Below are 20,274 nucleotides of genomic sequence, written 5' to 3' on the forward strand. Positions count from 1 at the left end.
CAAGACCGCCCCGGCCTGAACAGGCCGGGGCGGTCGGTGTTGCTGTCGGTCAGCTGCAGCCGGAGGTGGAGCCGCAGCCCTCGCAGACGTAGCAGCTACCGGCTGGGCGCATCTTCGTGCCGCAGGTGAAGCAGAGCGGCGCGTCCGCCGAGTGGCCGGTCACCGCTTCGAGCAGCTCGGTGTTCGAGTGCGCGGCCGCCTTGGGCGTCTCGGCCTTCGGCGGGTCGGCCTTGGGCAGCTCGGCCGCCGGGGCGGTCGCGGCACCGACCGGCGCCGAGACCGGAGCGGACTGGGCCATCGACGTCAGCTCGGCCGCCGCCTGCGACGTCGTGGTCAGGTCGGCGGCCGCGGCTTCGGCCGCCGCCTCGGCCTGGATCTGGGCGGCCCGCTCCTTGGCGGTGAAGATGCCCAGCTCGGCACGGGTGTCGTAGGGCAAGAAGTCGAGCGCCAGGCGACGGAAGATGTAGTCCATCACCGACGCCGCCATGCGGACGTCCGGGTCGTCGGTCATGCCGGCCGGCTCGAAGCGCATGTTGGTGAACTTGCTGACGAAGGTCTCCAGCGGCACGCCGTACTGCAGGCCGATCGAGATGGCGACCGAGAAGGCGTCCATCACGCCGGCCAGGGTGGAGCCCTGCTTCGACATCTTGAGGAAGACCTCGCCGAGGCCGTCGTCCGGGTAGGACGACGCGGTCAGGTAACCCTCGGCGCCGCCGACCGAGAAGGACACCGTCTCGGACGGGCGCTTCTTCGGGAGCCGCTTGCGGACCGGGCGGTACTCGATGACCTTCTCGACGGCCTTCTCGACCTCAGCCTGAGCAGGCTCGCTAGGCGCAGCGGTCTTCTTCGCCGCCGAAAGTGGCTGCCCGACCTTGCAATTGTCCCGATAGATCGCGAGGGCTTTCAAGCCGAGCTTCCAGCCCTGGAAGTGGATCTCCTCGATCTCCTCGATGGTCGCCGACTCGGGCATGTTGACCGTCTTGGAGATGGCGCCGGACAGGAACGGCTGGGCCGCCGCCATCATCCGGACGTGGCCCATCGGCGCGATCGACCGCTCGCCCATGGCGCAGTCGAAGACGCTGTAGTGCTCGGGCTTGAGGCCGGGCGCGTCAACGACATGGCCGTGGTCGGCGATGTGCTCGACGATCGCCTCGACCTGCTCCTCGGGGTAGCCCAGGGTGCGCAGCGCCCGCGGGACCGTCTGGTTGACGATCTGCATCGAGCCGCCGCCGACGAGCTTCTTGAACTTGACCAGGGCCAGGTCGGGCTCGATGCCGGTGGTGTCGCAGTCCATCATCAGGCCGATCGTGCCGGTCGGGGCCAGCACCGAGGCCTGCGCGTTGCGCCAGCCGTTCTTCGCGCCGATCTTGTTGCCGTCCTGCCACTGCTTGGTGGCCTCGCGGACGATCTCGGTCGCGACCACGTTGGTGGTGCGGATGGCGTCGTTGGCGGCGGCGTGCTTGCGCATGACCCGCTGGTGGGCCTCGGCGTTGCGGGCGTAGCCGTCGTAGGCGCCGACGACGCCGGCGAGCTCGGCCGAGCGGCGGTACGCCGTGCCGGTCATCAGCGACGTGATGGCACCGGCGACGCCGCGGCCACCCTCCGAGTCGTACGGCAGGCCGGACGCCATCAGCAGGGCGCCCAGGTTGGCGTACCCGATGCCGAGCTGGCGGTAGGCCCGCGTGGTCTCGCCGATCCGCTGGGTCGGGAAGTCGGCGAAGCAGATCGAGATGTCCATCGCGGTGATGATGAACTCGACGCTCTTGACGAACTTTCGCACCTCGAAGCCGCCGTCGGCCTTGAGGAACTTCATCAGGTTGAGCGAGGCCAGGTTGCAGGACGAATCGTCCAGCGACATGTACTCCGAGCAGGGGTTGGACGCGGTGATCCGGCCCGTCTCGGGGTTGGTGTGCCAGTCGTTGATGGTGTCGTCGTACTGCAGGCCCGGGTCGGCGCACTCCCACGCGGCCTGGGCGATGTCGCGGAACAGCTTCTTGGCGTCGATGGACTCGATGACCTCGCCGTGCAGGCGCCCGCGCAGGTCGAAGGTGGTGCCCTCCTCGACCGCGCGCATGAACTCGTCGCTGACCCGCACCGAGTTGTTGGCGTTCTGGTATTGCACGCTCACGATGTCGGAGCCGCCGAGGTCCATGTCGAAGCCGGCGTCCCGCAGCGCGCGGATCTTGTTCTCTTCGCGCGCCTTGGTGAAGACGAACTCCTCGATGTCCGGGTGGTCGACGTCGAGGATGACCATCTTGGCCGCGCGCCGGGTGGCGCCACCGGACTTGATCGTGCCCGCGCTGGCGTCGGCGCCGCGCATGAAGCTGACCGGGCCACTGGCCGTGCCGCCCGACGAGAGCAGCTCCCGGCTGGAGCGGATGCGGGACAGGTTGACCCCGGAGCCGGAGCCGCCCTTGAAGATCAGCCCCTCCTCCTTGTACCAGTCCAGGATCGAGTCCATCGAGTCGTCCACGGACAGGATGAAACAGGCGCTTACCTGCTGCGGCGACGCGGTGCCGACGTTGAACCAGACCGGCGAGTTGAAGCTGAACACCTGGTGCAGCAGCATCCAGGTCAGTTCGTGGTCGAACAGCTCGGCGTCGGCCGGCGTGGCGAAGTATTTGTAGTCCTCGCCCGCCTTGCGGTAGGTCTTCACGACGCGGTCGATGAGCTGCTTGAGCGACCACTCGCGCTGGTCGCTGCCGACCGCGCCCCGGAAGTACTTGGTGGTGACGATGTTCGCCGCGTTCACGCTCCACGCGACCGGGAACTCCACGCCACGCTGCTCGAAGTTGATCGAGCCGTCCCGCCAGTTCGTCATGACGACGTCACGGCGCTCCCACTCCACCTCGTCGTAAGGGTGGACGCCCTCAGTCGTCCAGACCCGCTCGACGCGCAGACCCCCCGTGGGCGCGCTGGTGCCGTTGTTACGGCTGCGCTGCCGACCTGCTGTGATGCCGTCCCCGGCCATGGTGCTCCCCCTCATTGGCGCCACTACTGATTAACGCTGCTCGTCGCTGCGGCAGTCCCTCACTGATTGATCTTGGGCGGCCGGCCCGGCCGGGTGGTGGTCACGGCATGCCGCACCGTCGCCTCCCGGTCGGCCGGCGCCGAGCGCAGCTCGGCGATCTCCTTCTCGAACTCGTCGAGCGAGTCGAAGGATTTGTAGACGCTGGCGAAGCGCAGATAGGCGACCTGGTCGAGCTCGCGCAGTGGCCCGAGGATCGCGAGCCCCACCTCGTGACTCGGAATCTCCGCCGCGCCCTTCGCCCGGACCGTCTCCTCGACCTTCTGCGCCAGCAACGCGATCGAGTCCTCGTCCACCGGCCGGCCCTGGCAGGCTTTGCGTACCCCGCTCATGATCTTGGTCCGTGAGAACGGCTCGGTGACGCCACTGCGCTTCACCACCGCGAGGACGGCCTCCTCGACCGTGGTGAACCGCTTGCCGCACTCGGTGCACGAGCGACGGCGACGGATCAACTGACCGTCGTCGGCCTCACGCGAGTCGACCACGCGCGAATCAGCGTGGCGACAATACGGACAGCGCACCGGAATCCATTCCTTTCGGAGCCTCCAAGGCACGCCAAATCAGCGCCAACTGGGGTCGGCGCTGTGGATAACGTGTGGAGAACTTGGGGCTTGCGACCCCAACCTGTGGATGACTTACAGCCATGTAACTACTAGATGTTGGGGTCAAAGTTAGGCCGATGCCGACGCCCGCGCAAGCTGACGGGCGCGTCGGCGTGCCGCGATTTTCGTGTCGCCACGGCCCGTATACAGGAGATCACTTGGCGCTCGGATCGCGCCCGATTTGCCGCTCTTCGGGGCCCGCGTTTCCGACGACGTGGCCCGGAAGGGTGGTCGCGGTCACTTTCCCGACGCCGGAGAAGGAACGTACGTTCTTCTTTCAAACCGATGATGGGGTACGAGCGGGATGCCCGCGTTTCAGTCGCGCGGGAGCTGCAGCGTCTCGCCGGGATGCACGACGTACCCCTCGATGTTGTTGATCCTCTTGATCTCGGCCACCGCGGCGTAAGGATCGCGGCGCGGCGCGGTGCGGGTCGCGATCGACCACAGCGTGTCCTGTCGCTGGACCACGACGGTCGGCGCCGGCCCCTGCGGCAGCTGCTCGGCCCGCGAGGCGGTCGACAGCAGGAAAGCACTGGCGACGGTGGACGCGCCGATGAAGAAAGCCAGGACCACGGCGCGGCCGCGCCGCGTCAGACGGAGCGGCGGACGGCGATAAGCGGTCGTGACCATGGGTTTCACCTTCCTCGTACGGATGTTCGATCGAACGCCCGTACGACGGTCTATCAGAACAGCTGTACGGAAGTCGAGCACTTCCGGGCGACACGCCGACGGGAAAGTCGTACAGATGTTTGAAACTGTCGTACCGCGCCCATAGGGTCTTCTCTGTAGAAGGGGTCGTTTTCGGATGGCCCGGAATGCACCACGTGCCGCCGACGGCACTTGGCCGACAGTGGAGGGCAGGCGTGTCGACCGACGACCGGACCAGCCGGCAGCACCAGCAGAGTTCCGCGGGCGGCGGCGTGCGGCGGCGGGCACCGGCCCGTTCCCGCAGCGCCGAGGCGCCCCAGCTGCGGGCGGTCACACCGACGCCGGTCAGCCATTTCCCCGACCTGGTGACCGCCGACCTGACCGCACGGCAGCGACGCATCCTCGAGTTCATCCGCGACTGGGTGGAACGGTACGGCTATCCCCCCAGCGTGCGCGAGATCGGCGAGGCGGTCGGGCTGGTCTCCCCGTCCAGCGTGGCCTACCAGCTGAAGGCGCTGGAGACCAAGGGCTTCCTGCGCCGCGACCCCAACCGGCCGCGCGCGGTCGACGTGCGCTCGCCCAGCGAGCTGGTCGACGACGAGACGCTGCGCCAGGCCCGGCCGACCCCGGCCTACGTGCCGCTGGTCGGGCGGATCGCCGCCGGTGGGCCGATCCTGGCCGAGCAGGCCGTCGAAGACTTCTTCCCGCTGCCGCGCGAACTGGTCGGCGAGGGCGACGTCTTCATGCTCGAGGTCAAGGGCGACTCGATGATCGACGCGGCCATCTGCAACGGCGACTGGGTCGTGGTGCGGCAGCAGCCGACGGCGACGTCCGGTGACATCGTGGCCGCCATGATCGACGGCGAGGCGACGGTCAAGTCCTACCGCCAGCGCGACGGGCACGTCTGGCTGATGCCGGCCAACCAGGCCTTCGACCCCATCCCCGGCGACGACGCCACGATCATGGGGCGGGTCGTCGCGGTGCTGCGCCGCGTCTGAGCCGCCCGCGAACCAGCGACCCGCCACCAAACGGCCAACCGGCGGACCAGCGGCCCGCCGGCAAGAGGGCCGACCGACGGACCAGCGACCCGCCGCCAACCGGCGGCCAACGGACCAGCGGCCCGCCGGGCAAGAGGGCCGACCAGCGGGCCAGCGGCCGCCGCCAAAGGACCGACCAACGGACCAGCAGCCGCCGCCAAAGGACCGACCAACGGACCAGCGGCCGCCGCCAAAGGATCGACCAACGGACCAGCGGTCCGACGCCGCCGGGCCGAGCCGCGGCACACTAGAGCTGCGGGAATGCGAACGGTCGGCTTCCGGAACTCGGAAGCCGACCGTCGAAGATCTGGTCAGCGGCCGTAGGCGCGGCCGTAGTTCTGGTCGTCGTCGAGGTCGCGGGACCGGCCACCGCCGTTGCCACCGGGCGGTGGTGGGGAACCATACACTCCGCCACCCTGGGGCGAGCGAGGCTGACCCCCCTGCGGAGGACGCGGCTGCCCACCCTGCGGAGCGCCACCGCCCTGCGCCGGCCGGCCACCACCTTGCGGCGGACGAGCTCCGCCCTGGGCCGGACGGCCACCGCCACCCTGCGGGGGACGCCCGCCACCCTGGGGCGGGCGAGGCTGACCCCCTTGCGCGGGCCGAGGCTGCCCGCCCTGCGCGGGCCGGCCCTGACCACCCTGCTGCGGACGACCACCACCACTCTGGGGAGGACGACCGTCGCCTTGGGGCGGACGACCCCCACCCTGCGGGGGGCGACCACCACCCTGCGGGGGACGGCCGCCGCCCTGGGGAGGACGACCACCACCCTGCGGGGGACGGCCGCCGCCCTGGGGAGGACGACCACTGCCTTGCGGTGCACCGCTGACCGGCGGGCGACCACTGCCCTGCGGAGCCCCGCTCACCGGCGGACGACCCGCACCAGCACCCGGCCGGCCACTGACCACCGGCGGCCGGACCCCGCCGGGCGGACGAGGCCCACCCGCTGGACGACCGGCACCCGCACCACCGGCACCGGCACCAGCACCAGCACCGGGCGGACGGCCACCGCCGTACACCCCCGGACCGGAGGCCGCCGGCTTGCCGCCGTAGACACCGGGGCCGCCCTTGGACCCACCGGGGCCGCCCTTGGACCCACCGGCGCCGTACACGCCGGGGCCGGACGGCGCACCGCCCACCGAGAGCAACTCCGTCGCCGCGTCGGACGGCTTGGGCCCGTCGTCGTCCGGCTTCTTGAGGCTGAGCGGCTCGGGCGGCAGGTTTTTGCGGTGCCGGCGGATGCCGAAGATGCCGACGAAGACCAGGATCAGGCCGAGCACGCCGACCCCGGCGACCAGGTAGGTGATGTCTTTGAGGCCGAGGCTCTGGAACCAGGACGGACCGGTCTTGTCCTTGGCGGTGCCGCCGGCGGCGTTCTTCAGGACCGGCTCGGTCGCGGTCGACGGGGTGTACCGGAGGATGTAGTTGTCCAGGTCGGTGTTGCCCTGCATGTCGGAGACCGTGTAAAAGAGCTTGCCGTCGGGGCTGAACGAGATCGACTCGCCCTGCTGCTCGTTGGGCAGCGGCGTGATCCGGGGCTTGCCCTTGATCGCGGCGAGCACGTCGCCGCCGGTCACGTCCCACTCGAGCGCGTCGGTGTAGGTACGCAGAACCGCCTTGGTCGCGCCCTTGGTGATCGAGCCGCCGTTGATGGTGCTCCGGCCGACCAGGCCGATGCCGGTCGCCGGGGTCTGGCTGGGCGGAACCTTGATCTCGCCCGCCTTCTTCAGCGGTACGCCTTCCGTGGTGCCCTTCTTCAGGGCCGCGGTCGGCGCGTAGATCGACGCCGGAGTGCCGCCGGTCTCCCAGGTGACGATGATCGGGGTGCCGTCGCCGTTGATCAGTAGCGCCTCGGCGTTGTGGCCGCCGTCCGGGTAGTGCATGCGGTAGAGCTGCGGCTTCGCGGACCCGTCGGCGGGCATCGACCAGAGGCCGACGACGGTGCGCTTCTTGTCGTTGCTGCCGATGTCGGCGACCCACAGGGTCCGGCCGTCGGGTGAGAGCGCCAGGTCTTCGGTGTCGCGCGGCCCGTCGCCGCTGTACGGCTGCGACTTCTTGACCTTGCATTTGTCGTCGAGGAAGAAGACGCGCTTGTGGCTCACCTGGTCGGTGCTGTCGTTGATGACGACGAAGCCGCCATCGGTGGCCACGAGACCGGACAGCTCGTCCAGCTTGTCGTCGCCGATCTTGCATACCTTCTTGCCGGCCGGAGCCTGCGCGGAACCCCCGGGGGCCTCCTCCGCGAAGGCGGTGCCGGCGCCGGTCAGCACGAGCCCGAAGGCACAGAGAACCGACACCACGAGACGCCGCATCCGATCAGTGTCGCATGCGGCGTCCCGTGTCGTTGTTACGCGTGGATCACCACAGCTCAGGCGTCCTGTCCGTCCCATCGATCACGAGGCGAACGCGGACAGCTCCGCACCGAGCTGCTCGTCGACGCGGACGCGCATCTCGGTGCCCTCCTCGGTGTGGTGGGTGGTGAGAACCTGACCGGTGCGGTGGATCTTGGCGATCAGGTCGCCGCGGTCGTACGGGACCAGGATCGTGAGCTCCAGCGCGGGCCGGGGCAGCTTCTCCTCGATCGCGCTGCGCAGCTCGTCGATCCCCCGCCCGGCCTTGGCCGAGACGAACACGGCGTCGGGCCAGGTGCGCTTGAGGCGCAGCAGGGTCTCCTCGTCGGCCGCGTCGACCTTGTTGATCACCAGCAGCTCGGGCAATTTGTCGGCCCCGACCTCGAGCAGCACCTCGCGGACCGCGCTGACCTGACCCTCGGGGTCGGGGTGGGCGCCGTCGACCACGTGCAGGACCACGTCCGCGAACGCCACCTCTTCCAGCGTCGACCGGAACGCCTCGACGATCTGGTGCGGCAAGTGCCGGACGAAGCCCACCGTGTCGGACAGCGTGTAGACGCGGCCGTCCTCGGCGGCGGCCCGGCGGGTGGTCGGGTCGAGCGTGGCGAACAGCGCGTCCTCGACCAGCACGCCGGCCTGGGTCAGCCGGTTGAGCAGGCTGGACTTGCCGGCGTTGGTGTAGCCGGCGATGGCCACGGCGGGCACGCCGTTGCGCGAACGGCGGGAACGCTTGGTCTGGCGCACCGTACGCATCGCCTTGATCTCGCGCCTCAGCTTGGCGATGCGGGTGTTGATCCGGCGGCGGTCGGTCTCGAGCTTGGTCTCACCGGGACCACGCAGACCGACGCCACCACCGGCACCGCCGGCGCGGCCACCGGTCTGCCGGGACAGCGTCTCACCCCAGCCACGCAGTCGCGGCAGAAGGTATTGCAGCTGGGCCAGCTCGACCTGTGCCTTTCCTTCCTTGCTCTTGGCGTGCTGGGCGAAGATGTCCAGGATCAGCGCTGTCCGGTCGACCACCTTGACCTTGGTCTGCTGCTCCAGGTTGCGCAGCTGGGACGGGGACAGCTCGCCGTCGCAGATGATCGTGTCGGCGCCGGTGGACAGAACCACGTCGCGCAGCTCGTCGACCTTGCCGCGGCCGATGAAGGTGGCCGGGTCGGGGCGGCTGCGTCGCTGGATCAGGCCCTCGAGGACCTGCGACCCGGCGGTCTCGGCGAGAAGGGCGAGCTCGGCCAGCGAATTCTCCGCGTCGGCGACGCCGCCCTCGGTCCACACCCCCACCAGGACGACCCGCTCCAGCCTCAGCTGCCGGTACTCGACCTCGGTGATGTCGGTGAGCTCGGTGGAAAGGCCGGCTACCCGCCGCAGCGAGTGACGCTCCTCCAGTTCGAGATCACCGGTGGTGACGTCGGGTTCAGAGAATTGAGTTTGCAAAAGTGTGACCTCCTCGGCACCGATCGTGGCAGACGCGCGCGATGAGCGCATCCACAAAACCGGCCCGGGCGTTGAAGCGTTGTGCCTGACTCATCAGTAACGACCGCGTTGGAAGTTGCTATTCCGGACGCGCAAGAATGCGGTGACTCACCCGCCAACGACGGAGGGACCACCGTGGTGACCACCCGCCTGCCCAGCGCAGGATTCTCGATCACGATCCGGATCGCGGTGACGGCCGACGCGTCGTCGATCGGCCGCCTCACCACCTGTGTCGGCGAGGCCGGCGCGGTTGTCACGGCTCTCGACGTGGTGGACTCCGACTCCGCTCGCGTACTCGTCGACCTCACCTGCGACACCGCCGACTCCAGCCACGCCGACCAGGTGGTCAAGACCCTGGAAGAGCTGGACGGCGTCGAGGTGCGGAAGGTGTCCGACCGCACGTTCCTGCTGCACCTGGGCGGCAAGATCGAGGTGAGCTCGAAGGTCGCGCTGCGCAACCGGGACGAGCTGAGCCGGGCGTACACGCCGGGGGTGGCCCGGGTCTGCATGGCGATCGCGGAGAACCCGGCCGACGCCCGCCGGCTGACGATCAAGCGCAACACGGTCGCGGTGGTCAGTGACGGCTCGGCGGTGCTCGGGCTGGGCAACATCGGCCCGGCCGCGGCGATGCCGGTGATGGAGGGCAAGGCGGCGCTGTTCAAGCGGTTCGGCGGGGTCGACGCCTGGCCGGTGGTGCTGGACACGCAGGACACCGACGAGATCGTCAACATCGTCAAGGCGATCGCCCCGGCCTACGGCGGGATCAACCTGGAGGACATCGCCGCGCCGCGCTGCTTCGAGATCGAGGCGCGGCTGCGTGAGCTGCTCGACATCCCGGTGTTCCACGACGACCAGCACGGCACGGCGATCTGCGTGCTGGCCGCGCTGACCAATGCGCTGCGGGTGGTGGGCAAGAACCTGGCCGACGTCAAGGTGGTGGTGTCGGGCGCGGGCGCGGCGGGCACGGCGATCATGAAGCTGCTGCTGCGTCAGGGCGTGGGCGACATCATCGCGTACGACCGCCGGGGCGCTCTGCACCGCGGCATGACCGACCTGAACGAGACCTGGCAGTGGCTGGCCGAGAACACCAACAAGGCCGGCTACAGCGGTGACCTGCCCGGTGCCATCGCCGGGGCCGACGTCTTCATCGGCGTGTCCGCGCCCAACCTGCTGACCGGCGCCGACATCGCCCGGATGGCCGACAAGTCGATCGTGTTCGCGCTGGCGAACCCCGACCCGGAGGTCGACCCGCGGGAGGCCCGGCAGCACGCCGCGGTGGTCGCGACCGGCCGCTCCGACCAGCCCAACCAGATCAACAACGTGCTCGCCTTCCCGGGCGTCTTCCGCGGCATGCTGGACGTCAGCGCGCGGGGGTTCACCGAGGAGATGGCACTGGCCGCGGCCCGCGCGATCGCCGACGTGGTGGGCGAGGACAAGCTCAACCCGACGGTGATCATCCCGAGCGTTTTCGACCCGCGGGTGACGCCGGCGGTGGCGGCCGCGATCCGCGCGGTCGTCAAGGGCGCGCCGGCCCCGGCCAACGCGGCCGCGGTCGAGGTCGACGAAGCCCCCGAGGAGACGTTCTAACGGGACGAAGCCCAGCCGGTCAATTCGCCGGTGTGGTCGGTGATCAGGCCGGCCACGCCCGCGGCGGCCATCGCGGGCCACGAGCCGAGGTCGTTGGCGGTCCAGGCCATCACCTCGATGCCTCGCGCGGCGAACTCCGCCACCCGCTCCGGTGTCACCTCTCCCACCGGGATGTTGCAGCACTCGACCCCCAGGGATGACGCGAGCTCGACGGTGTCGGAGTCCAGAAGCGGCCGGAGCAGCCCCCGCCGCGACCGCGGGGCGAATTCTCCGACATTTCGCACGATCTCGTGATCGAAGCTCTGCACGATGGCCCGGTTGTCCACCATGGTGACGATGCGCTTCACCTGGTCCGGCGAGGCCGGCGGCTTGATCTCCACCAGCAGCGTCACGTCACCCCACGGCAGCGACAGCACCTCGCTGAGCAGCGGCACCTTGACGCCCGCGAAGGCCGGCGAGAACCACGAGCCGGCGTCCAGGGCGCGAATCGCGTCCAGCGAGTGGTCCCAGACGTGGCCGGTCCCGTCGGTGGTGCGGTCCAGGGTCCGGTCGTGGATCACCACCGGGACGTCGTCGGCGGAGGTGCGTACGTCGAACTCGACATGCGTCGCACCGGCCCGGACCGCCGCGACCAGGGCGGGCAGGGTGTTCTCGGGAGCCACGGCCGAGTAGCCGCGGTGGGCCACTCGGTGCATCAGAGCGTGACCTCGCCCGTCGCCACGAGCACCGCCGGTCCCGCCAGCCACCACTCCCCCGACTCGGTGGCGGTCACCGTGAGCGAGCCACCCAGCACGTCGACGGTCACCGTGCCGGCCCGCAGTCCCGCGTCGCGCAGCGTCACCGCCCCCACCGCCAGGGCGCCCGAGCCGCAGGACAACGTCTCGCCGGAGCCGCGCTCGTGGACGCGCATCCGGACGTGCAGGTCGCCGACCGGCGTGACGAACTCGACGTTCACGCCGTCGGGGAAGACAGCCGGGTCGTGTTCCGGCGCCACCGTCAGGTCGAGCGTGTCCAGCGGGGTGGCGAGCCCGCAGACCAGGTGCGGGTTGCCACAGTCAACGGCCATGCCCGGCACGGTGAAACCGCCGGTGGTGGCCGTGCTGGCCGCGTACACCCGTGGGGTTCTCATCCGCACCGAGATCGAGTCTGCCTCGGCTCGCGCGAGCACCACCCCGGATCGCGTCCCCACCGGGACCGGGAACGTCGCCCAGCCCTGGCCGACCAGATAGCGGGTGAAGACGCGCACGCCGTTGCCGCACATCTCGGCGACCGAGCCGTCGGCGTTGCGGTAATCCATGAACCACTCGGCGTCGGCCGCGAGATCGAGAGCATCGGGGTGCTTGGCGCTGCGGACCACCCGCAGCACGCCGTCGGCGCCGATGCCGAAGTGCCTGTCGCACAGCGCGCGGACCTGCTCGGCGGTGAGATCGAGGGCGCCGTCCGGATCCGGCAGGATCACGAAGTCGTTGCCGGTGCCATGGCCCTTGGTGAACAACACGCGCACCATCATCCCGCAAGCGCCAGGGCGTCCGCCAACAGCGTGTCCGACGCGCCGTCGAGCCAGTGGATCCGCGGGTCGCGGCGGAACCACTTCCGCTGCCGCCGCACGAACCGCCGCGTCGCCCGTTTTGTCGCCTCGCGCGCCTCGGCCTCGGTGTACACGCCGTCGATCTGGGCCAGCGCCTGCTGGTAGCCGAGGGCCCGGCTCGCGGTCAGCCCGTCCCGCAGCCCATGCAGTCCCGCCACCTCGCCGACCAGCCCCGCCGCCCACATCTGGTCAACGCGCAGATCCACGCGTGCGTCCAGATCATCCCGGTCGACGCCGATCTGCACGGATTCGTAGACCGGTGTCGGCGACGGCAGCGAGGCGGTGAACGGCCGCCCGGTCAGCTCGATCACCTCCAGCGCCCGGACCACCCGCCGCCCGTTCGAGGGAAGAATCCGGGCCGCGGCGTCCGGGTCGAGCCGTCGCAACCGCTCGAACAACGGCTCGCCCCGGGCCCACGCCGCCTCCAGACCGGCCCGGATCACCGGATCGGTGCCTGGGAACTCGAAGTCCTCGAGCACCGCTCGGAGGTACAGCCCGGACCCGCCGACGAGAATCGGCGTCCCGATCCGGTCGACGGCCGCGCGGGCGATCTTCTGATATTCGGCGACACTGGCCGTGACCGTTACGTCCCAGATGTCGAGCAGGTGATGCGGCACGCCACCACGTTCGGAAACGGACAGCTTGGCCGTACCGATGTCCATACCTCGGTACAGCTGCATCGAATCGGCGTTGACGATCTCCCCGCCCAGGGCCTGCGCGAGCGCGACGCTCAGGGCCGACTTGCCGGCGGCGGTCGGACCGACGACGGCGATCACCCGGGGATGGGGGTGGTTCGGCACGGAGCAACGGTAGGACACCGTATGGTCACGGTCATCGGCGGGCACTTGGTCGTAACCGGGTTGGACCTGTGACAATGCGCGAGAAAGAATGCCAAGTGAGGTACGGCATTCTTGACTGCGCTGTGGCGGTGGTCGCGGGCGAAGGGGCCCACGGTTGCCGGGAAGAACGAGGATGAGCTGATGAACGACTGGACAACCTTCGGGCGAGTGGATGCCGACGGCACCGTCTACGTCAAGACCACCGAGGGCGACCGGGTGGTCGGCTCATGGCAGGCGGGGACCCCCGAGGAGGGTCTGGCCCACTTCGCCCGCCGGTTCGCCGATCTGGTCACCGAGGTCGACCTGATCGAGGCCCGGCTCAAGTCCGGCGCGGCCGACGCGGCCCACTCGCTCTCCAGCGTGAAACGGCTGCGCACGCAGCTCGACGAGGCGCACGTGGTCGGCGACATCGACGGCCTCGCGACCCGCCTCGACCGGCTGGCCGCGCTGGCCGACGAGAAGGCCGGCGAGGCCCGGGTGGCCCGCGAGGCGGCCCGCGGCGAGGCCATCGCCCGCAAGACGGCCCTGGTCGAGGAGGCGGAAAAGATCGCCGCCGACGCCACCGGCTGGAAGACGGCGGGCGACCGGCTCAAGGAGATCCTCGACGAGTGGAAGACCATCCGCGGCGTCGACAAGAAGACCGACGGCGAGCTGTGGAAGCGTTTCGCGGCCGCCCGGGACGGCTTCACCCGCCGCCGCGGCGCGCACTTCGCCACCCTCGACGGTCAGCGCAAGCAGGCCCAGACGGCCAAGGAAGAGCTGGTCACCGAGGCCGAGGCCCTGGCCGAGTCGTCCGAGTGGGGTCCGACCGCGACCCGCCTCAAAGACCTCATGACCGAGTGGAAGGCCGCACCGCGCGCCGCCAAGGAGGCCGAGCAGCGCCTGTGGGAACGCTTCCGGGCCGCCCAGGACGCCTTCTTCACCCGGCGTAGCGAGGTCTTCTCCGCCCGTGACGCCGAGTTCAAGGGCAACCTCGAGCGCAAGCAGGCCATCCTGACCGAGATCGAGGCGCTCGACGTGGACGCCGACCCGCGCGAGGCGCAGAACAAGATGCGTGACGCGCAGGCGGCCTGGCACGACGCCGGCCGGGTGCCGCGCGAGGCGCAGGCCGGGCTGGACCGTCGCTGGCGGGCCGCCGAGGAACGGATCCGAGTGGCCATGGATTCGGCCTGGCGCAAGACGTCGCCGCAGGACAACCCGCTGCTCCAGCAGATGCGCGAGCAGGTCGCCGAGGCCGAGCAGCGGCTCGCGCGGGCCGAGGCGGCCGGCGACAAGCGCCGCATCAAGGAGGCCCAGCAGGCGCTCGACTCCAAGCGCCAGTTCCTGGCCCTGGCCGAGCAGGCGAGTTGATCAGGGCACTCCAGATCAAAACCTTCAAGATCAACGGCATTTGAAGGTACGCACGCACCACCCGCACGTAAGCCAGAGGCCCGGACCGTAGATGGTCCGGGCCTCTGCCTTTGCTGCCGGGTTGTCCCGGGTGGTCGCGCTCCTCTTGTCAGCGGCATCCGCTGCGCGGATAGCGCCCTGGCCTACCACTCCGGTCAGGCAGTGGTAGCAGCAGACGGCACTCGGGGAGCAGATGGCGCGCTGCGCCACCACTCGGTCGAGCAGTGGTAGCAGCGGGCGGTATTTGGGGAGCGGATGGCGCGCTGGGCTATCGCTACTGGGCGGCGCAGGCGCTGGTTGCGGCGGGGAGTGGGGCGGGGGCGCCGATGGTGGGGAGGCCGAGGTTGACGCCGGCGAGCTTGGGGGCTCGGCCGGCCTCCCAGGCGTCGCCGGCGCGGGTGCGGCGGTGGCTGACCGGCGCGCCGTCGGCGTTCAGGTGGTGCGGGGCGGCGTAGGTGACCACGGTCTCGACGATGTCGCCGGGGCGCGGGGTCAGGTCGCCGGTGGCGAAGTGGACCAGGCGGCCGTCCCGGGCCCGGCCGCTCATCCGGCCCGTACGCTCGTCCTTGCGACCCTCACCGACCGCGACCAGCACCTCGACCGTACGCCCGACCTGCTTCTTGTTCTCGGCCCAGGTGATGTCCTCGAGCTCGGCGATCAGCCGCTCGTAACGTTCCTGCACGACCTTCTTGGGCACCTGGTCGGCCATGGTCGCGGCCGGGGTGCCGGGGCGGATCGAGTATTGGAAGGTGAACGCGCTCGCGAACCGGGCCGCCCGGACCACCTCGAGGGTCTGCACGAAGTCGGCCTCGGTCTCGCCCGGGAAGCCGACGATGATGTCGGTGGTGATCGCGGCGTCCGGCATCGCGGCGCGGACCTTGTCGATGATGCCGAGGTATTTGTCGCGACGGTAACTGCGGCGCATCGCCTTGAGCACCGCGTCCGACCCGGACTGCAGCGGCATGTGCAGCGACGGGCAGACGTTCGGCGTCTCGGCCATGGCCGCGATCACGTCATCGGTGAAGTCCTTGGGGTGCGGGCTGGTGAACCGCACCCGTTCCAGCCCCTCGACGCCGCCGGTGGCGCGCAGCAGCTTGCCGAAGGCCAGCCGGTCGCCGAACTCCACGCCGTACGAGTTGACGTTCTGCCCGAGCAGGGTGACCTCGAGCACGCCCTGCTGGGTCAGCGCCTCGACCTCGGCCAGGATCTCGCCCGGGCGGCGGTCTTTCTCCTTGCCGCGCAGCGACGGCACGATGCAGAAGGTGCAGGTGTTGTTGCAGCCGACCGAGATCGAGACCCAGCCCGCGTAGGTCGACTCGCGCTTGGTCGGCAGCGTGGACGGGAACACCTCGAGCGACTCGAGGATCTCGACCTCGGCCGCGGCGTTGTGCCGGGCCCGCTCGAGCAGGGCGGGCAGCGAGCCGATGTTGTGGGTGCCGAAGACCACGTCGACCCACGGCGCCTTCTTGACGATGTCGCCGCGATCCTTCTGCGCGAGGCAGCCGCCGACGGCGATCTGCATGTCCGGGTTCTTCAGCTTGGTCGGGCGGAGGTGCCCGAGGTTGCCGTAGAGGCGGTTGTCCGCGTTTTCCCGGACCGCGCACGTGTTGAACACGACCACGTCGGCCGCGTCGGCGTCGGCGGCACGTACGTACCCCGCATCTTCCATCAGCCCGGAGATGCGTTCGCTGTCGTGCACGTTCATCTGACAGCCGTACGTGCGCACGTCGTAGGTGCGAGGGTTACTGGTCATGGCTGAGCCTTTCTTGTCATGCCCTCGTGGCCCTCGCCTCCGGCGCCGTCGGCAGGCGCCGGGTTCTGCCGCTCGGTGCAGTCGGTCATGACGGGTAAAGGGTAACCACCCCTCAGGCCGCCCGGCGTTCCGAGGCCACCGCACAGGCCGGATCGGCGCCGGTGCACGGACGGAGGTTGCGTCGTTCCGTACCCTCGTCGGTCTCGGCCTCGTCGACATGCACGCTCCGCCGGGTCCCGTCCGGCTCGCTCAGCTCGTACCTCGTCGGGTTGAGGGTGTCGTCGGGCAGCAGGACGGCCGCACCCAGCTTGACCGCGACGGCGGCCGCGGCGTCGGTCTCGGACCGAACGGACGGGACGAGGTAAAGATCGATCATTGTCGGGAAATCGCCATCGACGTGGAAGACGTCGACGAGAACGGCAGAATCATCTGCGTCCTCGTCCATGCCGGCCACCGGCCGGTCGAGGACCTCGGAGATCGCAGACCGGACCACCGCCTCCTCGATCCGGTCGGCAACAGCCCAGTTCCAGATGCCACCGACCGGGTCAACGTCCGCCATACCGCTCATCGTGGACAACCTTCCCGACCTGCATCTCCCTGTGTTACCGCTCCGTGACCATTCTCGGCGCGATCCGATACACCCACCCCCCTAGAGTGGCCCCATCCGAGTGAACCGACGAACAGGACGGTCCCTAGCTGTGACTGACGACAAGGCTCTCATCGTCCTTGACAAGGTCAACAAGTGGTTCGGGCCCCTGCACGTCCTGCAGGACGTGGACCTGTCGGTCGGCCGCGGCGAGGTCGTCGTCGTGATCGGACCGTCGGGCTCGGGCAAGTCGACCCTGTGCCGGGCGATCAACCGGCTCGAACCGATCAACTCGGGCTCGATCGTCTTCGACGGGCAGCCGCTGCCGGCCGAGGGCAAGGGGCTGGCCCGGCTGCGCAGCGAGGTCGGCATGGTGTTCCAGTCGTTCAACCTCTTCGCGCACAAGACCATCCTGGAAAACGTCATGCTCGGGCCGCTCAAGGTCCGCCGGGAGAAGGCGTCGGTGGTCCGTGACCGGGCGATGAGCCTGCTCGACCGGGTCGGCATCGCCAGCCAGGCCGAGAAATACCCGGCCCAGCTCTCCGGCGGTCAGCAGCAGCGGGTCGCGATCGCGCGGGCGCTGGCCATGCAGCCCAAGGCCCTGCTCTTCGACGAGCCGACCAGCGCCCTCGACCCGGAGATGGTCGGCGAGGTGCTCGACGTGATGACCTCGCTGGCCAAGGAGGGCATGACGATGGTGGTGGTGACCCACGAGATGGGCTTCGCCCGGCACGCCGCCAACCGGGTGGTGTTCATGGCCGACGGCCAGCTGGTCGAGGAGGCGGCACCGGCCGAGTTCTTCGCGAACCCGAAATCGGATCGGGCCAAGGACTTCCTGTCCAAGATCTTGACGCACTGACTTGACCGTCCACTTCGGAATACCAAGGAGCGTAATGATGCGCAAGACCCGAACTGCGGCGGCGCTGGGGGCTCTCTCCCTCGCACTGACCCTCGTCGCCTGTGGCGGCGGCGGCGACAGCACGGGTGGCGGCGAGACCGCGAGCGGGATCGTCGGAAAGGCGAGCAGCCAGCACAAGCTCGTCATCGGCGTGAAGAACGACCAGCCCGGCCTCGGCCTGCAGACCGGCAACACCTACACCGGCTTCGACGTCGAGATCGCGAAGATCATCGCCAAGGGCCTCGGCGTGCCGGACACGGGCATCGAGTTCAAGACCACGGTGTCCTCGAACCGTGAGCCGTTCATCCAGCAGGGCCAGGTTGACCTGGTGGTCGCCACGTACACCATCAACGACGAGCGGAAGAAGGTCGTCAACTTCGCCGGCCCGTACTTCATCGCCGGTCAGGATCTGCTGGTTCCGACCGCCTCGACGATCACCGGCCCGGAGGCCCTGGCCGGCAAGAAGGTCTGCTCGGTGACCGGATCGACGCCGGCCAAGCGCATTCAGACCGACTACAAGAACGTGCAGCTGCAGCAGTTCGATTCCTACTCCAAGTGCGTGACGGCGCTGGCCGGCGGCCAGGTCGATGCGGTCACCACCGACGACATCATCCTCGCCGGTTACGCGACGCAGTCGCAGTACCAGGGGAAGTTCAAGGTCGTCGGCAAGAAGTTCAGCGAGGAGCCTTACGGCATCGGGCTGAAGAAGACTGATGTCGCCGGCTGCAACAAGATCAATGACATCCTCCGCGCCTCGGCGTCGGACGGCTCCTACCAGGCCGCCTGGGACGCCTCGCTCAAGGCGAGCGGCGCCGCCGCTCCGAAGCTCGACGTCAGCAAGCTGACCAACTGCCCGGCCGCCTGATCGGTCGGTAGCGCACCGCGAGCGAGGCCGGGCGTCCCCGGCCTCGCTCGACACTTTCCGATGGAAGCGAGGGCGATGGACGTCTTCACCGATCCCACCAACGTCGACGTCTACGTGACCGGATTTCTATGGATTCTCCGGCTCACCGGCGCTGCCGCCGTCGCGTCCCTGATACTCGGCGTGATCCTGGCCGCGATGAGGGTCTCACCCGTTCCGGTGCTTCGACTCTTCGGCGCGGGCTGGGTGAACACCTTCCGCAACACCCCGCTGACGCTGATCATCTTCTTCTGCTACTTCGGTCTCTTCTCCACGTTAGGCTTGTCCCTGTCCGACGAGATCGACCTCAACAACTTCTGGCTCGGCGTCATCGGACTGTCGGTCTACACGGCCGCGTTCGTGTGCGAGGCGGTGCGCTCGGGCATCAACACCGTTCACGCGGGCCAGGCCGAGGCGGCTCGCGCTATCGGCATGTCGTTCCTGCAGACGCTGACCACGATCATCCTGCCGCAGGCCGCCCGGGCCGTCATTGCGCCGCTGGGCAGCATCTTCATCGCCCTGTGCAAGAACGCGACGATCGTCGGGACCATCGGCCTCGCCGAGTCGTCGAACGCGATGAAGGAACTGATCAACGCACGCGGCGACGCCGTCATCCCGATCTTCCTGGTCTTCGCCGGCACATTCGCCCTGGCTCTCATCCCGACCGGCTATCTCTTCGGGTGGCTGGCCAATCGACTGGCGGTCAAAAGGTGAGCACGGACGCCGTCCTCTACGACCACCCCGGCCCCCGGGCCAGGGCACGCAATCTCGTCCTCACCGTGGTGTTCGCGGTGCTCTTCGTCGCGCTGCTCTTCTGGATCTATCGCCAGTTCGACGCGAAGGGCCAGTGGGCCGGGCCGCTGTGGCGCCCGTTCCTGGACGGCTCGACCTGGACGTCGTACATCCTGCCGGGCCTGCTGGGAACCGTGGAGGCGGCGGCCGTCGCCATCGTCCTGTCCATGGTCTACGGCCTGGTCTTCTCGATCGGCCGGCTGTCGGACCACTGGTGGCTACGGGTTCCGTCGGGCATCGTGGTCGAGTTCTTCCGCGCCGTACCGCTGCTCCTGCTGATGTTCTTCATCTTCTACGGAGTGCCGTTCCTGACCGAGCAGCCGATGCCGCCGTTCTGGGCAGTCGTCGCCGGTCTCACCCTGTACAACGGCTCGGTGCTCGCCGAGGCGTTCCGCGCCGGCATCCGCGCGGTGCCTTCCGGACAGAGCGAGGCCGGCTACGCGATCGGTATGCGCAAGAGCCAGGTGATGCGTGAGATTCTCATTCCCCAGGCCGCCCGGTCCATGCTGCCAATTATCGTCAGTCAGCTCGTGGTGCTGGTAAAGGACACCGCACTCGGCTACATCATCGGCTACACCGAGCTGCTGCAGTCCGGCGTCAACACGTTGTCGGCCAATTTCGGGAATGTCGTCGCCGCCGCCATCGTCGCCGCGATCATCTACATCGCTCTCAACGCCACACTGACCGCGATGGCCGGCCGCATCGAGCGCCGGACCCGGCGTTCCGGACGCGCGCCGCGTCGCACCAAGCTCTCCCCCGACGCGGCCGACGCGATAGCGCCCGGCCAGACCGCATAACC

Annotated in this window: 17 protein-coding genes; 7 read left to right on the plus strand and 10 right to left on the minus strand. The window is 69.3% G+C overall.

All coding sequences use genetic code 11. The features are described from left to right. Positions 1-49: 49 nt before the first annotated feature. From ACGFIO_RS09225 to ACGFIO_RS09235, 3 genes are all read right to left on the minus strand, one after another. On the minus strand, positions 50-2,971 hold the full coding sequence (locus ACGFIO_RS09225; RefSeq protein WP_392824372.1) for a vitamin B12-dependent ribonucleotide reductase: 2,922 nt from the start codon (positions 2,969-2,971) through the stop codon (positions 50-52). 59 nt (positions 2,972-3,030) lie between these two features. Beyond that, positions 3,031-3,549, minus strand: a complete 519-nt coding sequence (gene nrdR, locus ACGFIO_RS09230; protein WP_392824080.1) for a transcriptional regulator NrdR — start codon at positions 3,547-3,549, stop codon at positions 3,031-3,033. Positions 3,550-3,945: 396 nt separating this feature from the next. After that, on the minus strand, positions 3,946-4,260 hold the full coding sequence (locus tag ACGFIO_RS09235; RefSeq protein WP_392824081.1) for a LysM peptidoglycan-binding domain-containing protein: 315 nt from the start codon (positions 4,258-4,260) through the stop codon (positions 3,946-3,948). 185 nt (positions 4,261-4,445) lie between these two features. Between ACGFIO_RS09235 and lexA the strand changes: the two genes are divergently transcribed. Beyond that, complete coding sequence (gene lexA, locus ACGFIO_RS09240) at positions 4,446-5,276, plus strand: transcriptional repressor LexA (protein WP_392824084.1); 831 nt, start codon at positions 4,446-4,448, stop codon at positions 5,274-5,276. 350 nt (positions 5,277-5,626) lie between these two features. Here lexA and ACGFIO_RS09245 read toward each other — a convergent pair whose 3' ends face one another. Beyond that, the gene (locus ACGFIO_RS09245) at positions 5,627-7,627 is read right to left on the minus strand and encodes a hypothetical protein (RefSeq protein ID WP_392824086.1); all 2,001 of its coding nucleotides are present in this window, start codon (positions 7,625-7,627) and stop codon (positions 5,627-5,629) included. Between the two features lie 81 nt (positions 7,628-7,708). Beyond that, positions 7,709-9,103: a GTPase HflX gene (gene hflX / locus ACGFIO_RS09250; RefSeq protein WP_392824088.1), complete on the minus strand. Its 1,395-nt coding sequence runs from the start codon at positions 9,101-9,103 to the stop codon at positions 7,709-7,711. A gap of 174 nt (positions 9,104-9,277) precedes the next feature. Here hflX and ACGFIO_RS09255 point away from each other — a divergent pair, with 174 nt between their 5' ends. After that, positions 9,278-10,729 (plus strand): NAD-dependent malic enzyme, encoded by a 1,452-nt coding sequence (locus tag ACGFIO_RS09255; protein ID WP_392824090.1) that lies wholly within the window; start codon positions 9,278-9,280, stop codon positions 10,727-10,729. Here the strand turns inward: ACGFIO_RS09255 and ACGFIO_RS09260 are convergent. The 3 genes from ACGFIO_RS09260 to miaA are packed head-to-tail and all read right to left on the minus strand — an operon-like array spanning position 10,726 to position 13,135. Beyond that, positions 10,726-11,424, minus strand: a complete 699-nt coding sequence (locus tag ACGFIO_RS09260) for a glycerophosphodiester phosphodiesterase (protein WP_392824092.1) — start codon at positions 11,422-11,424, stop codon at positions 10,726-10,728. The two genes, ACGFIO_RS09255 and ACGFIO_RS09260, sit on opposite strands and share 4 nt — an antisense overlap. Then, entirely contained in the window at positions 11,424-12,227 is an 804-nt protein-coding gene (gene dapF / locus ACGFIO_RS09265; protein ID WP_392824094.1) for a diaminopimelate epimerase, read from the minus strand. Before dapF ends, ACGFIO_RS09260 begins: the two co-directional genes overlap by 1 nt. An 8-nt stretch (positions 12,228-12,235) precedes the next feature. Further along, positions 12,236-13,135: a tRNA (adenosine(37)-N6)-dimethylallyltransferase MiaA gene (gene miaA, locus ACGFIO_RS09270; protein WP_392824096.1), complete on the minus strand. Its 900-nt coding sequence runs from the start codon at positions 13,133-13,135 to the stop codon at positions 12,236-12,238. 162 nt (positions 13,136-13,297) lie between these two features. On the opposite strand from miaA, the gene ACGFIO_RS09275 reads away from it, so the two are divergent. Beyond that, complete coding sequence (locus ACGFIO_RS09275) at positions 13,298-14,506, plus strand: DUF349 domain-containing protein (protein WP_392824098.1); 1,209 nt, start codon at positions 13,298-13,300, stop codon at positions 14,504-14,506. Between the two features lie 313 nt (positions 14,507-14,819). Here ACGFIO_RS09275 and miaB read toward each other — a convergent pair whose 3' ends face one another. Then, on the minus strand, positions 14,820-16,298 hold the full coding sequence (miaB, locus tag ACGFIO_RS09280; protein WP_392824101.1) for a tRNA (N6-isopentenyl adenosine(37)-C2)-methylthiotransferase MiaB: 1,479 nt from the start codon (positions 16,296-16,298) through the stop codon (positions 14,820-14,822). A 112-nt stretch (positions 16,299-16,410) separates the two neighbouring features. Next, entirely contained in the window at positions 16,411-16,857 is a 447-nt protein-coding gene (locus ACGFIO_RS09285; RefSeq protein ID WP_392824104.1) for a hypothetical protein, read from the minus strand. A 139-nt stretch (positions 16,858-16,996) separates the two neighbouring features. Here ACGFIO_RS09285 and ACGFIO_RS09290 point away from each other — a divergent pair, with 139 nt between their 5' ends. The 4 genes from ACGFIO_RS09290 to ACGFIO_RS09305 all read left to right on the plus strand — a co-directional run bounded on the left by ACGFIO_RS09290 (position 16,997) and on the right by ACGFIO_RS09305 (position 20,272). After that, the gene (locus ACGFIO_RS09290; protein WP_392824106.1) at positions 16,997-17,743 is read left to right on the plus strand and encodes an amino acid ABC transporter ATP-binding protein; all 747 of its coding nucleotides are present in this window, start codon (positions 16,997-16,999) and stop codon (positions 17,741-17,743) included. Between the two features lie 37 nt (positions 17,744-17,780). Beyond that, positions 17,781-18,647, plus strand: coding sequence for a glutamate ABC transporter substrate-binding protein (locus ACGFIO_RS09295; protein WP_392824108.1), 867 nt, complete (start codon positions 17,781-17,783; stop codon positions 18,645-18,647). Between the two features lie 75 nt (positions 18,648-18,722). Next, entirely contained in the window at positions 18,723-19,397 is a 675-nt protein-coding gene (locus ACGFIO_RS09300) for an amino acid ABC transporter permease (RefSeq protein WP_392824109.1), read from the plus strand. Then, positions 19,394-20,272 (plus strand): amino acid ABC transporter permease, encoded by an 879-nt coding sequence (locus ACGFIO_RS09305; RefSeq protein WP_392824111.1) that lies wholly within the window; start codon positions 19,394-19,396, stop codon positions 20,270-20,272. Before ACGFIO_RS09300 ends, ACGFIO_RS09305 begins: the two co-directional genes overlap by 4 nt. Positions 20,273-20,274: the final 2 nt, after the last annotated feature.

It is taken from the genome of Actinoplanes sp. NPDC049265 (genome assembly GCF_043197135.1).
Classification (GTDB): domain Bacteria; phylum Actinomycetota; class Actinomycetes; order Mycobacteriales; family Micromonosporaceae; genus Actinoplanes.